Here is a 16,487-nt window from a genome sequence, read left to right as displayed (position 1 = left end):
TAAGCAGATCGCTTCTCGTCCCTCCTGCTCGAACCAATCCCATGAACAAGCGCCTTCAGTTCCACGCCGATCGTCTCGGCCTCGTCATGGTCGATCCCGCCAGCTTCGAAGTGGAGCAGCGCAAGCATGGCAAGGGGCGGCGCATCTGCTTCTCGTCCGGCGAGGCGATCACCGACAAGCGGCTGAAGGCGCGGGTCAAGGCGCTGGTGCTCCCCCCGGCCTGGACGAATGTGCGCATTTGCGTGGAAGAGAACGGCCATATCCAGGCGGTCGGACGCGACGAGAAGGGCCGCATCCAGTATCGCTATCATGACGATTGGGTGAATGTGCGCAATGCGGTGAAGACAGAGCGGCTCCTGCGCTTCGGCCGCGCCCTGCCCAAGCTGCGCGGACGCATCGAAAAGGATCTGCGCCGCAAGGCACTGGATCGGCGCACGACCTCGGCCGTCGCGGCGCGGCTGATCGACGTGTCCGCCATGCGGCCGGGTCACGAGAAATATGCCGAGGATGGGGGTCGCGGCGTCGCTTCGCTGCGCAAGGGCAATCTGACGCTGAAGAAAAGCCGAGCCGTCCTGAAATTCATCGGCAAGTCGCGCAAGCTGAACACGGTCGAGATCGAAGATCGCAATCTCGTACGCTCGCTCGAAAAGATGCGCGCGCAGCGCGGCAAGCGCCTGTTCCGCTTTCAGGGCGAGGATGCGCGCCCGCGCGATCTCACCGCGACGCTGCTCAACGACTATCTGAAGGACGCCGCCCACGCGAAAATCTCGGCCAAGGATTTCCGCACCTTCCACGGCTCGGCCGAGGCACTGCGCTTTCTGGTGGAAGAGGTGACGCCGGCCGAGGCCGATACGGATGCCAAGCGCCGCCGCGTGATCGCCAAGGCCATGCGGGCGGTGAGCGAGGTGCTGCGCAACACGCCGGCCGTCGCCCGCGCGTCCTACGTCCACCCCGAGATCGTCTCAGCTTTCGAAGCCGACAAGCTGCCGCGCGATCTCCTGAAGGGGCGCTGCCGCGAAGGGCTGACCAAGGCGGAAAGCGGGCTCATGCGGTTTCTCGAGGAAAACGCGACGCACCCGCCCAAACAAGACGATGCGACCAAACCGGCCTAACCCGCCAGCCGCAGCCGCGCCTCCAGCGCCTCGCCGATCCGCCGCTTGGCGTCTTCCCGCACCGGAGCGGTCTCTTCGATGATCACGCGCGCGCGCATGAAATCGAGCACCTTGTAGGTCGAAACCTCGGGCTGGATCAGCACATCGGGCGACACGCAGGCGAGCTTGGCGCGGATGATGGCGTGCATCATCAGCTGCGACGCGCCGAACATGGCCTCCATCGGTGACGGCAGAACCGTTCCCGTATTGACCGGGCCGCCGGTCACGTCGGAGGCGACCACGAAATCCGTATTCTGCGACACGATATCGAAGGGCATGGGATTGCTGATGCCACCGTCGATCAGCACCTCCTCGTCCCGCCGCACGGGGCGGAACACCGCCGGCAGGGCGACGGACGCGCCGACGGCGCTGGCGAGGTCTCCCTCGCGCAAGGGACGCTCGCAGCCGGCAAAGAAGCTCGTCGCCATGACGGTCAGCGGAATGCGAAGGTCAGCGAAAGTCTTGGGAACGATATCGGGCAGAAACACCGCCACGACCTTTTCGGCGTTCAACTGCCCGAAGCGGAAGCCGCCGTCGGCCAGGAACTCGCTGATATTGGCCGGGCGCGTGCGCCAGAGCTTGCCCATCACGAGCCGGCGATGGGCGAGCGACTGCAGAACATGGTCTTCGATCTCGAGCCCAGTGAGACCGGCCGCATAGGCCGCGCCCATCAGCGCGCCGATCGAGGTGCCCGCGATGTGGGACGGGCGCAGGCCGAGATCGTCCAGCGCCTTCAGGACATGGATATGCGCGATCCCCCGCGCCCCTCCCCCGCCGAGCGCCAGCCCGAGGCGCGGCTCGGCGGAAACGAGAGACGGGATCGTATGCTGGTTCATGGCTGACGGTGCCTCGCTTGGGTTCGGCGCACTCAAGATGGAACGCCGCGCCCGGTTCGCCAAGGCCTGGACTTAGAGCCAGGGACAGAACCCTGAGGCAGAAAGCCGGCGAGGGACTTGCGTTCCCGACGAGGCGCCGAGCGCAGACGATGCAGCGCAGGGTCAAGCATCGGCAACGATGATCGGGGGCGGAAGGACCCGGCGGATCGACCCGCAGGGTTTTGGCCCCGGCTCTTAGCTACCGGCCTGACCGACCGTCACGAAACTCGGGTCGGTGGCGAGCAACTGCTTGGCGACACGCTTGGTGTCATCCAGCGTCACGGCGTCGATCAGGCCCTGGCGCTTCTGGATATAGTCGATGCCGAGGTCTTCCAGCTGGATGCCGACCAGTGTCGAAGCGATGGAAAGCGAGGACGAAAGGTTCTGAACGGCATAAGAGCCCTTCACATAGGCTTTCGCCTTGGCCAGTTCGTCTGCTGTCGGCCCGTTCTCGGCCATCCGCTTCAACTCGGCGCGGATGATCGAGACGCTTTCCTTAGCCTTGTCGGCGCGCGTCGCGGTGGAGCCCGCCAGCATGGCCGCATGGTCGAAGCTCGAAAGCCCGGTGCCCACACCATAGGCCAGACCCCGCTTCTCGCGGATTTCCTGATAGAGGCGCGAGGAGAAGGTGCCTCCGCCCAGAACGTGGTTCACGAGATAGGCGGCGAAGAAGTCCGGGTCCTTGCGCTTGACGCCCGGCAACGCAAACTGAATCTGCGTCTGCGGCACGTCGAGGGCGACAGCCTCGACCTTGCCGGTCACCGGCTGGATATCGGGGATGGCCGTGAGTTCGGCCTTGTCGCGCAAGGGGCCGAAGGTTTCGTCCAGCCGCCGCTTCAAGGTTTCGGCATCGATGGCGCCGACCACGCCGACATAGAGATTGTCCTTGGCGAAGACCTTCGAGCGGAAGCTCTTCAGATCGTCGGCCGAGACGGCGGCCAGGCTTTCCTGCGTGCCCTCGACCGGGCGCGCATAGGGATGATCCGGGAAGACGGTGCGGCGGAAGGCGCGCGAGGCCAGCGTGCCGGGGTCCTGCTCGTTGGCGCGGATATTGGCGGCGATCTGGCCGCGAATGCGCGCCACCGGCTCCTCGTCGAAGCGCGGCTCGTTGAGCGAAAGCTTCAGAAGACGGAAGGCCTCGTCCTCGTTTTCCACGATGGTGCGGAAATTGCCGGAGAAATTGTCCATGCCCGCGTCATAGGAGAGCGCGACGCCGAGCTCGTCCAGCTTGGCCTGGAAATCCTGGCTCTTGATGTCGCCCGCGCCCTCGTCGAGCAGGCCGGACAGGAGATTGGCGGTGCCCTCCTTGCCGGCTGGGTCCTGCGTCGAGCCCGCGCCCTTGAAGGCGAAACGCATGGCGATCAGCGGGTTGGTGTAGTCCTCGACCAGAAGGGCATGGATGCCGCCGGGGCTCGTGACCTCCTGAATGTCCACCGCCTCGGCGGCGGAGGCGAGCGACAGGAAGCCGAGGGCGGTGAGGCCGAGAAGCGAGGCGGCGCGGCGCAGGGGCGCGGTGAAAGCGTTCATGAGCGTGTTCCCTTGGCCAGAATCAGGAGCGGGTGTCGCCGGAAACCGGCGCGCCGGCGGTCGGGTCCACCGCGCCGGCGGCTGCGGGCGAGCCATCCGGGGCCTTGGCCTCGGCACTGGACTCGACGGAGGCCGGCAGGAGCGTGCCGGTGACGGAGCGCTTCTTCTGGAGATAGGTGCGCGCGGCGGCGTTCACCTGATCCACCGTGACGGCCTCGATTCGATCCGGCCAGCTTTCGATCTCGGCGATCGTCTGCCCCGTCGAAAGCGCCGCGCCGTAGCGCCGCGCCATGGAGGCCTGATTGTCGCGCTGATAGATCAGCGCCTTGCGCACGCGGTTCTTGGCCGCTTCCAGCTCGGCCGGCGTCACGCCCTCGCGCACGATCTTTGCGACCTCGGCATCGACGGCCTTCTCGACCTGCTCCAGCGTCGCCTCGCCGCGCGGCGTGCCGTAGGTCATGAACTGGCCGTCATCCAAGGCCGTGCCCTGGTAATAAGCGCCGGTGCCGGCCGCGATGCCCTGGTCCACGACCAGCGCGCGATAGAGCCGGCTGGTCGCGCCGCCGCCCAGAATATCGGCCAGCAGATCGAGCGATTCCGCCTCGCTCGGCTTGGCCGTATTCTCGGACGGCACGAGATAGGTCGTCTGCACGCTCGGCTGCGTCACGCGCGGGTCGGAGAGGGTCACTGTGCGCTCGGCGCGCGGCTCGGGCTCCTGCGGGCGGTGGCGCTCGCCGGGCTCGGCGCGGCGCTTCACCTTGCCGAAGGTCTCCTCCGCCATGGCGCGGACCTGATCCAGCGTCACGTCGCCGGCCACCAGAAGCGTCGCGTTATTGGGCGTATAATATTTGTTGTAGAAGGCGATCGCGTCGTCGCGCGAGAGCTTCTCCATCTCGTGGCGCCAGCCGATCACCGGAATGCCATAGTGCGAATTCTGGAACAGGGCGGCGTCCACGGCTTCCGACAATTGCGCGCCGGGGTCGTTGTCGATGCGCATCCGGCGTTCTTCGAGAATGACGTCGCGCTCAGGCAGGACGACCTCGTCGGTCAGCACCAGATTTTCCATCCGGTCCGCCTCGAAGCCCATCATCTCCTTCAGCTGCTCGACCGGCACCTGCTGGTAATAGGCGGTGTAGTCGTAGGAGGTGAAGGCGTTTTCCTCGCCGCCGATGGCCGACACGGCGTTGGAGAACTCGCCCTCCTTGTGCGTCTTCGTGCCCTTGAACATCAGATGTTCGAGAAAATGCGCGATGCCGCTGACGCCTGGCGTCTCGTCGGCCGAGCCGACCTTGTACCAGACCATCTGCGTGGCGATGGGCGCGCGATGGTCGGGCAGGACGACGACCTGCAAGCCGTTCTCCAGCGTGAAGCTCTCGATCTTCGGCCGCTTGGCCTCCGCTTCGGCGGCCGCCTGGCTCTTGGCGGGCTGGGGGGCTTGGGCGAAGGCGGGAGAGAGCATGGCGCCGGCCATGGCGATGGCCAGACAGCCTGCGCTGAGGCGGCGAAGAGGAAACGTCATGTGGGAGTGGGTCCTCGCGTTCGGAACTTCGTCGGGGCTTGGGGCCGATATGCCGTCTGGGAAGAGAAGGCACCAATTACGTTTTTGTAAGGGCTGACGACGAAAGGCGTTTTGGCCCCGCCGCGCGGGAGGTGCGTCCGGCACGCCGGACGCGGCCGGGCGGGCCTGCCGTCAGACGCTGATCGGCTTGAGGAAACGCAGGCGCGTCTCGCCCATGGCGCGCTCGTCCAGAAGCTCCAGCCCCGCCACCGACTCGAAGGGCGCGTTCAAGGCTTCTTCGAGAACGATCAGGCTCTCGCCCTTCAGCCAGCCGCCCGCGAGCGCGCCGGAGAGCGCCGCCTCGCCGAGTCGCTTGCCATAGGGTGGGTCGAGCAGCACGAGATCGAAAGGCTCGATGGTCCCGGCATCGCCGAGCTTGGTGGCGTCGCGGCGCAGGATCTTGGTGCAGCCGCCGAGGCCGAAGGCCTCGATATTGGTGCGGATCAGCCCGCGCCCCTCGGCGCTTTCCTCCACGAACGTGCCGAAGCGGCAGCCGCGCGAGATCGCCTCCAGCCCGAGCGCGCCCGTACCGGCGAAAAGATCAAGCACCCGGCCGCCGTCGAAGCGGAAGCCCTGCCCGTGCTGGAGAATGTCGAACAGCGCGCCGCGATGGCGCTCCGAGGTCGGGCGGATGCCCTCCCCCTTGGGCGTGGCCAGCGGACGCCCTTTCAGGGCGCCCGCCACGATACGCATGGCCATGGAGCGTTACGACCGGTCGCCGCGCGGCGGACGCGAGCCGCCGGGACGCGGGCCACGAGGTCGGTCGCCACCCGGACGGTCTCCACGGGGCCGATCTCCCGTGCGCGGGCGGTCTCCAGACTCGCTGCGCGGGCGGAACGAGCGGGGCTTGCCGTCGCGCTCCAGCAAGCGCTCCTCGCGCTCGCGCTTCTTCTTTTCGCCCATGGCGCGCGCGCCGGGGGCCATCCAGACATTGGACGAGCGCTTGGTCGGCGCCGCGCTCGGCCGGCGGGCGGGACGCTCGCCGGCATCCGCGCCCTCTTCGGCGCGCGGGCGGAAGGGCCGGCGCTCGCCGCCCTGCCCGCCATCCTCGCGCTTGGAGCGGAACGGACGCGCCGCGCGCTCGCCGTCTCCGTCACGGCTCGTGCGGGGGCCGCGCGGAGCTCGGGTATCCATGCGCGACAAAGCGTCCTCGCGCTTGGCCGCGCCGAACTTCTTGCGGTTGGGCGTGGTGTCGGAGGCCGAGATCCATTCGCTGCCCGAACGTTTCGGGCGCTCTTCGCTCTCGGTCGAGGCGGGCGACGAGCGACGCTCGGCCACGACAGGCTTGTTGGAGAAGGGATTGACGATGGGCGCATCGAAATCGGCGCCCGATTCCTCGATCAAGGTCGGCCCGAGCTGCTCGCGCAGGGTCCGACCGTTGACCTCCAGCACCGCGCCCTCGGCGAGTTCGCCGAGCTGGAACGGGCCGAAGGACAGGCGGATCAGGCGGTTCACCTCCAGCCCCAGATGGCCCAGAACGCGCTTCACTTCGCGGTTCTTGCCCTCGCGCAGGCCGAGCGTCAGCCAGACATTGGAGCCCTGCGTGCGGTCGAGCGTCGCCTCGATCGCACCGTAGAACACGCCGTCCACCGCCACGCCGTTGCGCAGATCGTCGAGCCGCGCCTGATCGATCTCGCCATGGGCGCGCACGCGGTAGCGCCGCATCCAGCCGGTCGCCGGCAGTTCGAGCGTGCGCGCGAGGCCACCATCATTGGTCAGGAGCAGAAGCCCTTCCGTGTTGATGTCGAGGCGGCCGATGGTCAGCACGCGCGGCATGTCCGCCGGAAGGCGGTCGAACACGGTCGGCCGGCCTTCGGGGTCGCGATTGGTGGTGACGAGCCCGGCGGGCTTGTGGAACAGCCAGAGGCGGGTGCGCTCGATGGCCGGCAGCGGGCGACCGTCGATCTCGATCTGGTCGCTCATGCGCACGTCGATCGCGGGCGAATCCAGGCGCTTGCCGTTCAGCGTCACGCGGCCATCGGCGATCATGCCTTCCGCGTCACGACGCGAGGCGATGCCGGCGCGGGCCAAACGCTTGGCAATGCGCATCATGTCGTCGCCGCCTGTGCCGACCTCGCGGCTGGCGGAGCGTTGCGGGCGGTCGCCCTGCGCCGAACGCGGCTCGAAGCGGCGCGGACGATCTCCGCCCTCCAGATCGCGCGGCTTGCGATCGCCGGTCGCGCCATGCGACAGGCGGCCATAGGAGCGGGGCTTTTCGACCTTGCCGTCTGCCCCGGTGCGCGCGCCGCCATGACTGTACATGCCGCGCGAACGCGGAACGAAGGGCTTGTCGCCGCCCTCGCCCTGCCCGCCTTCGGAGGAGCGACGCCCGAAAGGCTTGCCCTCGCCGCGCGGGCGGAAGGAGCGCGCTTCGCCCTCGCCCCGTTCGGAACGACCCCGGAACGGCTTGTCGCCACGCGAGGCACCGCGCTCGCCGCCGCCTTCGCGGGAGCGGAACGGACGGCCTTCGCCCTCATTGCGCGGACGCTCGGAGCGACCCTCGCCCTCGGTGCGCGCCCGGAAGGGTCGGTCGCCGCGCGGTGCGCCGCTGCGCTCACCCTGGCCTTCGCCGCGCGGACGGAACGAGCGTCCCTCGCCGCCGCCGCTGCGCTCGGAGCGCCCACGGAACGGCTTGTCGCCAGACGCCGCCGAGCGGGCGCCGGTGCCCTCGCCGCGGGGCCGGAAGGGCTTGTCGCCGCGCGCGCCGGAGCGCTCACCCTGGCCCTCAGCCTTCGCGCGGGCCGGGCGTCCTTCGCCCTCACCGCGCGCGCGCGCCGGCTTGTCGCCGCGCGCGGGCCGGCCTTCGCCGGATGCGCCACGGCTGCGGCCGGAGCCGCCCGTGCCGCGTCCGCCGCGCCCAACTCCACCCTTGCCTTTGCCGCCCGAAGGGCCGTCCGTCTCGTCGCTCATCTTTTCGCTATGCCTTGTTTCGCGCGACGCATATCAAAAACCCGTCGTTGAAACGAGGGAAACCGCGTGTCCCGCATGAGTTCCATGGATGAAGCGCTGATCGAGGCCCGTCTGGCCGCCGGCCGGGACGAGACGCCGGTCGGCGCCGTGATCGTGTTCGAGGATCGAATCATCGCCCGCGCGGGAAACGAAACCCGCGCCCTGCACGACCCGACGGCGCATGCGGAAGTCCTGGCGATCCGCCGCGCCTGCGCGGCCGTGGGCGAGGAACGCCTGCCCGGATTCGATCTGTATGTCACGTTGGAGCCCTGTGCGATGTGCGCGGCGGCGATTTCCTTCGCGCGCATCCGGCGGCTCTATTTCGGGGCGTCGGACCCCAAAGGCGGCGCTGTGGAAAACGGACCGCGCTTCTATGCGCAACCCACCTGCCATCATGCGCCGGAGGTGTATTCGGGAATCGGCGAACAGGCGTCCGCCGAACTCCTTCGCGATTTCTTCCGCGCCAAACGGGGGTAACATTCCAGCGCTCGGCGCGGCAGGCGCGGATCAGAACGGCCAGAGGCTGCCGAGCTTGCTGGCGACGCTGGTGGTGCCCTTGGCGCGGCGCTCCTTGACCTCCTCGTCCTCGCCGGGGTCGCCCACGGGAGCGGTGGCGGCGGGCTGGCGATAGGTCAGCGGCGGCTCGGAGAGATATTTGCGCTGGTCGGGGCTGCCCTGCTGGCCGACGGTTCGCGCGGCCGAGGCCTGCGTGCGCTGGCCCGCCATGGTGCGCGGGTCGATCCAGCTATTGTCGTCGTCCTGCTGGCGGCGGAAGGAGGCGGCGGGCGTTTCGACGTCCATGCCATCCTTCTTCGAGGTCATGAAGCCGACCGGAAGAACCCCGTCCGGATTGGGCGCGGCGGCGTGAAGCCGGCCACGGCGCATCTCGGGCGATTCGGGCAGGTTGGGATCGACCACCGCATCGCGCGGCGGCGGCAGGGCGCCGATGCTCTTGGGCTTCACCAGTTCGGCGCGCGGCGAATAATCGACGCGCGGCTTGTTGGAGCCGCCCAGAGACACGGCATTGTCGATGTCGTTGAACAGCTGCTGCCCCTGGCTGACGCCGGTGCCGTAGGTCGGCCCCATGCAGCCCGAAAGGGCCGTGGTGCAGCCGATCAGCGCGAGAACCCGCAGGCGGGTCGTTGCAGACGTCATGCTGGATTCTTCCCCTCACGCTCGAAGCCGCCCGCGCTCGACAAGCGGCTTCGAAGCCTTATTTCGCGCGATCCCACGACATTCCGGCGATTTTGAGAAGCGGCTTTAGCTCAAAGCCGCTTCGCCGTCCACAAAGCTTAAATTCTCGTGAACAGACTTTGGATCAGGCCGCTGCGCGCGCAACGCCCAGTTCGCGCAGCGCCTCGGCGTCGCGCGGCGTCACATCGGGATAGTCCGCATCCGTGCCGACGAGAGGCGAGATCTTCCAGGACCGCTGACACTTGCGCCCGTCGGCCTTGGCCGGCACGACCGCAATTCCAGCCGTGTCGGCAAGACGGAACGCGCCGTCCGGCGCAGCGTCGGCTGAGACGGTCAGATCGCTCGTGATGCAGATTTCGGCAAAGTCCACCGAAGCCAGAAGCTGGCGCAAGGCCTCGTCCTCGACATGGACGACAGGTGCCGCCTCCAGCGATGAGCCGATGCGCTTGGCGCGGCGCTCCTCTTCCAGCGCACCGGTGACGACGCGGCGCGCACGGCGGATCTTCGCCCAGCGTTCGGCCAGAGCCGCATCGCGCCATTGCGCATCGCAGGCGCGGAACTGCTCCAGATGCACCGAGCGGGCGTCCGTGTGGCGCGACAGCCAAGCTTCCTCCATGGTGAAGGGCAGAAGCGGCGCGAGCCACGTCACCAGCCGGTCGAACAGGATGCGCACGACCTGCAGCGCCGCCTTGCGACGAACCGAGGACGGCGCGTCGCAATAGAGCGCGTCCTTGCGGATGTCGAAATAGAAGGCCGAGAGTTCCACGACCATGAAGTCGAGCAGCGTGCGGGTGATGCGCTTGAAGTCGAAAGCGTCATAGGCCTTCAACACCACCTCTTCGATCTCCGAGAGACGGTGCAGCATCAGCCGCTCCAGCTCGGGCATCTCACGCAGCGCGACGTCCGTGCCGTCGTCATGAGCCAGCGTGCCGAGCATCCAGCGGATCGTGTTGCGCAGCTTGCGATAGCTGTCGATATTGGTCTGGAGGATCGTCTTACCGAGGCGCAGGTCTTCCGAATAATCCGAGGAGACCACCCAGAGGCGCAGAATATCGGCGCCCGATTGCTGGATCACCTCCTGCGGCGTCACGACATTGCCGAGCGACTTCGACATCTTGCGGCCTTCCTCGTCCATGACGAAGCCGTGCGTCAGCACCGCATCGTAGGGCGCGCGGCCGCGTGTGCCACAGGCTTCCAGAAGCGAGGAATGGAACCAGCCGCGATGCTGGTCCGAACCTTCGAGATAAAGATCGGCCGGCCATTTCAGGTCGGAGCGCTTCTCCAGGCAGAAGGCGTGGGTGCTGCCCGAATCGAACCAGACGTCCAGGATGTCGCGGACCATGGACCATTTCTGGCCGTCATGGGCGTTGCCGAGGAAGCGCTCCTTGGCCCCGGCGGCGAACCAGGCGTCCGCGCCTTCGGCCGCGAAAGCCTCCAGGATGCGCGCGTTGACCGCCTCGTCCTTCAGCACCTCGCCGTTCTCGTCCACGAAGACGCAGATCGGCACGCCCCAGGCACGCTGGCGCGACAGAACCCAGTCGGGCCGATCCGCGATCATGGCATGGAGGCGGTTCTGGCCGGCGGCCGGCACGAAACGCGTTTTCGAGATGGCCTTGAGGGCGCGCTCGCGCAGCGTGTCCTGCCCCGGCGCGGACGCGTCCGAGCCGTAGCCGTTCAGATCCTTGTCCATATGGACGAACCATTGCGGCGTGTTGCGGAAGATCACCGGCTTCTTGGAGCGCCAGGAATGCGGATAGGAATGCTTCAAGCGCCCGCGCGCCAGAAGATGGCCGGCCGCCACCAGCGCGTCCATCACGCGCTTGTTGGCGTCGCCCTTCTTGCCCTTGTCGTCGATGACGCGCGCCGCGCCACCCTCGGCGTCCGGCCCGAAACCCGGCGCGTCCTTGGTGTAGAAGCCCTCGTCATCCACCGGAAACGGGATCGTGGGATCGATGCCGCGCGCTTCGAGGTCGCGGCGCGAGGCAATCCAGACGTCGAAATCCTCGCGACCATGGCTCGGCGCGGTGTGGACGAAGCCCGTGCCCGCATCGTCGGTCACATGATCGCCCGACAGGAGTGGAACGGCGAACTCGTAACCGCCGGCCAGGCCTTTCAGCGGATGGTCGCACAGGAGCCCGGCGAGATCGGCGGGTGAGACATCGCGCAGCTTGCGGAAGCCGCCCTCCGGCACGCGCGCCTTTGCGAAAGCGTCGGCGGCCAACGCATCGGCCAGAACCAGCCGCTCGCCATGGCGCGCCCAGCGCGGGTTCTCGGCGTCGTCCGGCGCCGTCACCTCGTAGAGGCCGTAGGCGACGCGATCCGAATAGGCGACGGCGCGGTTGCCGGGGATGGTCCAGGGCGTGGTCGTCCAGATGACGATCCGCGCGCCGTCCAGCGGCCCGACATCGGGCGCGCCGGCCTTGGGGAAGCTCGACAAGGCGCCGCCGAAGGCCGCAGCATAGCCGGTCGCGGCCGGGCGCACGGGGAACTTCACCCAGATCGTGTCGGACTCGTGGTCGTGATACTCGACCTCGGCTTCGGCGAGCGCGGTCTTCTCGACCACCGACCACATGATCGGCTTGGAGCCGCGATAAAGCTGGCCCGACATGGCGAATTTCAGAAGTTCGCCGGCGATCACCGACTCGGCCTCGTAGTTCATCGTTAGATAGGGGTTCTTGAAATCGCCCTCGACGCCCAGGCGACGGAACTCGCCCGACTGCACGCCGACCCAATGCTCGGCATAGGCGCGGCACTCGCGCCGGAACGCGAGCATGGCGGTGGAGTCGAGAAGGTCGGGCTTGGGCTTGCCCTTGGCGCGGTAGTTCTCTTCCTCGATCTTCCATTCGATCGGCAGGCCGTGGCAGTCCCAGCCCGGCACATAGTTCGAGTCATAGCCGCGCATCTGGAAGGAGCGGGTGATGGCGTCCTTCAGCACCTTGTTCAGCGCGTGGCCGATATGGAGATGGCCGTTGGCATAGGGCGGGCCGTCATGCAGCACGTATTTGGGCCGGCCGGCGGATTCGCGGCGCAGCGTGCCGTAGAGGTCCATGTCCTCCCAGCGCTGGAGCCATTGCGGCTCGGCCTGCGGCAGGCCGGCGCGCATCGGGAACTCGGTCTCGGGGAGATAGAGCGTCTTGGAATAGTCTTGGGCTTCGGTCATCGGTCCGGTTTCGAACGGGCCTGCATCGGGCGGGAGACACCCGGAAAGGCGTGTTGCAACGGGAAAAGGGGGAGGATTCGGCCCGGCTCGGCGGGCCGTTCAGGCACATCCCGGCCTCCGCGCTCGCGTCGTGTCAGCGAGCGGCGCAAGCCGGGCGTCTAATTCGCGCACCGATACGGTTTCGCGCGCCAGAAAGAGCGGTCGAGGTTCCCATGCGCCCTCTCTATCAACCGCGCCCGTCGGAATAAAGCCCGTTCAAAAGGCGATCGCGCCATCCAGCGCCGAAAGCGGGCGTGCGCCGGAGAGAAGCGCCCTCGCCTCCTCCGCGTCGCGATCCATGCGCTTCACCAGCGCCTCGACGCTGTCGAACTTCTCCTCGCCCCGGATGAAGCCGAACAGCGAGACGCTGGCCGCCTCGCCGTAAAGATCGCCCGAGAAATCGAAGAGATAGGTTTCGAACAGGGCCGCGCCATTGTCGAAGGTCGGGCGGCGGCCGAAGCTCGCCACGCCGTCATGCAGCGAGCCGTCGGCACGGCGCAGGCGCACCGCGTAGATGCCATGGGCCAGCACGCAGTCCTCGCCCAGCACCATATTGGCCGTGGGATAGCCGAGCGTGCGCCCGAGTTTCGCGCCGTGGCCGATCACGCCCTCGAAGGTCCAGCGATAGCCGAGCAGCCCGGCGGCGGCCGCAACATCGCCGTTCATCAGGTCTTCGCGAATGCGCGAGGAGGAGACGACCAGCGCGCCCTCGTCGGCGAACGCCTCCACCGCCGTGACCGCAAAGCCCATCCGCACGGAGGCCTCGCGCAGGAAAGGCAGATCGCCATGGCGGCGCGCGCCGAAGCGAAAGTCGAAGCCGGCCACGACATGCGCCGCGCCGAGATCGCGATGGAGCGTTTCTTCCACGAAAGTCTCGGCCGGGTGCGAGGCGTATTCGAGGTCGAATGGCTGTTCCACAACGGCCTCGACGCCGAGCGCGGAGAGAAGCCGCGCCTTCATCGGCGCGGGCGTCAGCCGGGCGACGGGAGCCTGCGGGCGGAAGACGGTGCGTGGATGGGGTTCGAAGGTCAGGCAGATCAGCGGCCGCCCTTCGGCCTCGGCGATCGCGCGCGCGGTGTCGATCACAGCCTGATGGCCGCGATGCACCCCGTCGAAATTGCCGATGGCCACGACGCCGCCGCGCAAAGGCGCGGGAAGCGCTGCGGCCGAGCCGATGCGCAGAATGGGCTTGGGTGCCGCTTCCATGGTCAGCGCAGGAACGGCTGGACGAAACGAGCCGTCAGGCCACGCCCGTCCAGCGCCTCAGCCAGACGCGCCGGATCGCCGTTTGCGTCCGCCAGTTCGTCGCGATGGATGCCGTCGGAGATGAAGAGACAGTCGGCGCCGAACGTATTGGCGCCCTTCACGTCGGTGAACATGCCGTCGCCGATGCACAGGATCGGAACGCCGGCCTTGGGCAGGAGGGAACTCGCCACGTCATAGATCGGGGGATGCGGCTTGCCGGCCAGATGCACGACCTGCCCCCGCTCGGCATAGGCGCGCGCGACCGCCCCCGCGCAGTAGATCAGCCGCTCGCCGCGATGCACCACGATGTCGGGATTGGCGCAGATCATCGGCAGGTTGCGCGCCGCCATCCGGTCGAGAAGAGCGACGTAATCGTCCGGCGTCTCGCGTTCGTCGTCGAAGAGGCCCGTCGCCACCACGAGATCGGCCTCTTCGGGGGCCAGGAGTTCGAGACCGAGGCCCTCGAACAGGTCTTCGTTGCGCTCCGTGCCGATATGAAAGACACGGCGAGAACCGGCCGAGATCAGCGCGCGTGTGGCGTCGCCCGAGGTGACGATCGCGTCATAGCTGTCGCGCGATACGCCGAGCGCATTGAGCTGCTCGCGCACGCCCTCGGCCGGGCGCGGCGAATTGGTGAGCAGAACTACATGAGCCCCGGCCCGGCGTGCCTCGGCCAGCGCGGCGACGGCCGGCGGGTTGCGCGCCTCGCCATCGTGCACCACGCCCCAGACGTCGCAGAAGATGGCGCCGTAAGCGCCCGCGATGTCGGCCAGACGATCGATCGCTTGCAATGCCTGAACCATCTCGTCTTTCCACTTCGCCCTTTTGTGGGTCTGGCGATACTGGAGGGCGGCGGGACGGGTCAAGGCGCGTCGCAGCCTCAGCGCGCGATGCGAAGGTTGGTGAGCGAGGCCATGATGTCGCTGAAGGCGTTTTCCAGATCCTTCGCGTTGGCGGCGCTGTAGAAATACTTCGCCTTGTCCCTGTAGGGCAGCTCGGTCTTTCGGAGGTCGCCGATCTTGTAGGAGGCGCAGCCTTTCAGGAGACCGTTGACCATAGTCTGGTACTGGGCCGGAATGTCGAAGGCGATCGTGTAGATCAACACGCCGTCGCGCGTGACGGGCCCTTTCTCGTCGTTGAGCTGCGTGCCCGAGCCATCCTTGAGCTTGATCCGGCCATCGTTCTTGGAATTTTCGCAAATGGCAGCGAGCCTGCCGTTCAACGCGGCGGTGTAATTGCTGTCGGTGTTGGCCGTGGACACACCGCTCTTGTAATCGAAGAGGCGAGCCACGCTCTGGCCGGGCTCGTTATAGTCCGGACCCGCATAGCCATAGGCGCCGAAGGTAGAAACCGCGTCGCTGTAAGAATTGTAGTAGGTGTTCTGACCATCCGTCATGACGATCATCGCCTTGATGTTATTTTCATCGCCGGCGGCTCGACCCTCGGAAAAAGGTTCGTTTTTGGACAAGACCTTCCATCCCCATTCGACCCCTTGCGGCACATTGGTCGCCCCCGTCGCCACGAGTTTATCGACCGCCGCGAGCGCTTGGGACTTGCTGTTCGTCAAAGGCGTCAGCTTGGCCGAGTCGCACATGAAGCTCGGCGTGTTGCGAAAGTTATTCGCCACCGGACCATCCTGGCGAACGTTGGAGAAGTATTTATCGACATTCATCAGGCGCTGCCTGTAATTGCCTTTCGAACTGTCCACGAGATAACTGTTTGTCCAGGAACCATACAAATAATTATCCGGCTCGTCGGGCGCGAGGTAAGGGACAAACAAGGTCGCAGGCTCCAGTTCGGAGGGCGGGGCGTCCGTCAGTGCATATTTGGCCGCCCGCGACTCCACACATCCTCGATAAGCCCAGTTGGAATTCTTCGCCCCAAGCGAAGCGTAAATGAGTTGCCGGGTTAGATAGGTCGTCGGATTCAGAAGCGATGTCGAAGTGGAGTATCCGTTGACCTTGACGGCGAGCGGCTGATCAAGGCCTGTCGCGCCGTGATACGTTCTCCAGTCGAGATTTTCGTTGTGGAGCGGCGACAAGCCCTTGGGGTCCATCCACCAGTCGTTCAGGTGCTCGGGCCCAACATTCACCCCACCCGAAAAGGGCACGATGCCGACGCGCACCGGGTCCTGGGGCCCAGCGGACGAACCCGATCCGAAAAGGGTGTCAATCGCCTTCGCGGCCTGGGTTTTGAGGGTGGAGATCTTGGCGGGGCCGCCTTTGGCCGGACTGTCGTTCATGGAGCCCGACGTATCGAGCACGAAGGCCACTTCCACCGTGGTGGAGCCGACCGCGACGACGCTCTGCGTCCGCGCGCAATCCTTTCCCTTCAATCCCGTGAACGAGATATTCAGCGCCGGGAGAAAGAAGGGATCGTAGGTGGAGCAGACGGAAATCTTCAGTTCGCGCGTTCCCTCCGGCGTCCAGTCCGTCCCCTCATAGGTCAGGGTCCCGGTCGTCTGCGCAACGCCGGCCATGTTCGCGGCGAACACGTTTTCGGCCAGCGTCTGAAGCCGGCCCGCGTCCTGGTCCACGCTGAACTGTTTGGCCGCCGCGAGCGCGGCTGCGTCGGTGGCGGACTGAACGGCCGTTCGGCCGCTGTAGAAGAGGCTGATGTCGGCCGCCGCCGCGATCCCCATCAGGATCGGGAAGAGAAGAACCGCCGCCATGATGGTGAAGTTGCCGCCCCGGTCCCGCAGCAGGGCGCGTCGGAACGGCCGATCAGCCGGCGGCGGGGTCTGTGTTTCGAACATCTCAGAACGCACTCCGGTCGCAGCGCTTCAAACC

The 16,487-nt window shown here is 67.0% G+C and carries 12 protein-coding genes and 1 pseudogene; 2 read left to right on the top strand and 11 right to left on the bottom strand.

What is annotated here, in order from left to right; translation table 11 throughout:
* Positions 1-41: 41 nt before the first annotated feature.
* Positions 42-1,112, top strand: a complete 1,071-nt coding sequence (locus tag NS365_RS17225; protein ID WP_058601530.1) for a DNA topoisomerase IB — start codon at positions 42-44, stop codon at positions 1,110-1,112.
* On the opposite strand, the gene NS365_RS17220 is transcribed toward NS365_RS17225, so the two are convergent.
* The 5 genes from NS365_RS17220 to NS365_RS17200 form a co-directional block, all read right to left on the bottom strand.
* Positions 1,109-1,987 (bottom strand): patatin-like phospholipase family protein, encoded by an 879-nt coding sequence (locus NS365_RS17220; RefSeq protein ID WP_058601529.1) that lies wholly within the window; start codon positions 1,985-1,987, stop codon positions 1,109-1,111. The genes NS365_RS17225 and NS365_RS17220 overlap by 4 nt on opposite strands.
* 234 nt (positions 1,988-2,221) lie before the next feature.
* Positions 2,222-3,553, bottom strand: coding sequence for a M16 family metallopeptidase (locus NS365_RS17215; RefSeq protein ID WP_058601528.1), 1,332 nt, complete (start codon positions 3,551-3,553; stop codon positions 2,222-2,224).
* Positions 3,554-3,575: 22 nt separating this feature from the next.
* Entirely contained in the window at positions 3,576-5,072 is a 1,497-nt protein-coding gene (locus tag NS365_RS17210) for a M16 family metallopeptidase (protein WP_058601527.1), read from the bottom strand.
* Positions 5,073-5,243: 171 nt separating this feature from the next.
* Positions 5,244-5,804, bottom strand: a complete 561-nt coding sequence (rsmD, locus tag NS365_RS17205; protein ID WP_058601559.1) for a 16S rRNA (guanine(966)-N(2))-methyltransferase RsmD — start codon at positions 5,802-5,804, stop codon at positions 5,244-5,246.
* Between the two features lie 12 nt (positions 5,805-5,816).
* Positions 5,817-7,373 carry a pseudouridine synthase gene (locus NS365_RS17200; protein ID WP_058601558.1) on the bottom strand — a complete coding sequence of 519 codons (1,557 nt, stop codon included), beginning with the start codon at positions 7,371-7,373 and terminating at the stop codon, positions 5,817-5,819.
* A gap of 723 nt (positions 7,374-8,096) precedes the next feature.
* On the opposite strand from NS365_RS17200, the gene NS365_RS17195 reads away from it, so the two are divergent.
* A complete protein-coding gene (locus NS365_RS17195) occupies positions 8,097-8,537 on the top strand; it encodes a nucleoside deaminase (protein WP_244493479.1) in 441 nt (146 codons plus the stop codon).
* Between the two features lie 30 nt (positions 8,538-8,567).
* Here NS365_RS17195 and NS365_RS17190 read toward each other — a convergent pair whose 3' ends face one another.
* The 6 genes and pseudogenes from NS365_RS17190 to NS365_RS25355 form a co-directional block, all read right to left on the bottom strand.
* Complete coding sequence (locus NS365_RS17190; protein ID WP_058601525.1) at positions 8,568-9,215, bottom strand: hypothetical protein; 648 nt, start codon at positions 9,213-9,215, stop codon at positions 8,568-8,570.
* Between the two features lie 163 nt (positions 9,216-9,378).
* Positions 9,379-12,414, bottom strand: a complete 3,036-nt coding sequence (ileS, locus tag NS365_RS17185) for an isoleucine--tRNA ligase (RefSeq protein WP_058601524.1) — start codon at positions 12,412-12,414, stop codon at positions 9,379-9,381.
* A 255-nt stretch (positions 12,415-12,669) separates the two neighbouring features.
* Positions 12,670-13,659 (bottom strand): bifunctional riboflavin kinase/FAD synthetase, encoded by a 990-nt coding sequence (locus NS365_RS17180; RefSeq protein WP_058601523.1) that lies wholly within the window; start codon positions 13,657-13,659, stop codon positions 12,670-12,672.
* 2 nt (positions 13,660-13,661) lie between these two features.
* Positions 13,662-14,564 carry a TIGR01459 family HAD-type hydrolase gene (locus NS365_RS17175; protein ID WP_244498483.1) on the bottom strand — a complete coding sequence of 301 codons (903 nt, stop codon included), beginning with the start codon at positions 14,562-14,564 and terminating at the stop codon, positions 13,662-13,664.
* A 14-nt stretch (positions 14,565-14,578) separates the two neighbouring features.
* Entirely contained in the window at positions 14,579-16,177 is a 1,599-nt protein-coding gene (locus NS365_RS17170) for a hypothetical protein (protein ID WP_244498482.1), read from the bottom strand.
* A 78-nt stretch (positions 16,178-16,255) separates the two neighbouring features.
* Positions 16,256-16,453, bottom strand: a pseudogene (locus NS365_RS25355) (pilus assembly protein TadG-related protein); the annotation flags it as partial.
* Positions 16,454-16,487: the final 34 nt, after the last annotated feature.

This window comes from Aureimonas ureilytica (assembly GCF_001475935.1).
GTDB classification, from domain to species: Bacteria; Pseudomonadota; Alphaproteobacteria; order Rhizobiales; family Rhizobiaceae; genus Aureimonas; species Aureimonas ureilytica_A.
This window is presented reverse-complemented; position numbering and strand designations above follow the sequence as displayed.

Bases quoted from the DNA above. Each gene is read 5' to 3' on its own strand.
- NS365_RS17200 (WP_058601558.1), bottom strand. From the start codon at position 7,373: ATGTACAGTCATGGCGGCGCGCGCACCGGGGCAGACGGCAAGGTCGAA.
- ileS (WP_058601524.1), bottom strand. From the start codon at position 12,414: ATGACCGAAGCCCAAGACTATTCCAAGACGCTCTATCTCCCCGAGACC.
- NS365_RS17195 (WP_244493479.1), top strand. From the start codon at position 8,097: ATGAGTTCCATGGATGAAGCGCTGATCGAGGCCCGTCTGGCCGCCGGC.
- rsmD (WP_058601559.1), bottom strand. From the start codon at position 5,804: ATGCGTATCGTGGCGGGCGCCCTGAAAGGGCGTCCGCTGGCCACGCCC.
- NS365_RS17210 (WP_058601527.1), bottom strand. From the start codon at position 5,072: ATGACGTTTCCTCTTCGCCGCCTCAGCGCAGGCTGTCTGGCCATCGCC.
- NS365_RS17170 (WP_244498482.1), bottom strand. From the start codon at position 16,177: ATGGCCGGCGTTGCGCAGACGACCGGGACCCTGACCTATGAGGGGACG.
- NS365_RS17220 (WP_058601529.1), bottom strand. From the start codon at position 1,987: ATGAACCAGCATACGATCCCGTCTCTCGTTTCCGCCGAGCCGCGCCTC.
- NS365_RS17225 (WP_058601530.1), top strand. From the start codon at position 42: ATGAACAAGCGCCTTCAGTTCCACGCCGATCGTCTCGGCCTCGTCATG.
- NS365_RS17215 (WP_058601528.1), bottom strand. From the start codon at position 3,553: ATGAACGCTTTCACCGCGCCCCTGCGCCGCGCCGCCTCGCTTCTCGGC.
- NS365_RS17180 (WP_058601523.1), bottom strand. From the start codon at position 13,659: ATGGAAGCGGCACCCAAGCCCATTCTGCGCATCGGCTCGGCCGCAGCG.
- NS365_RS17190 (WP_058601525.1), bottom strand. From the start codon at position 9,215: ATGACGTCTGCAACGACCCGCCTGCGGGTTCTCGCGCTGATCGGCTGC.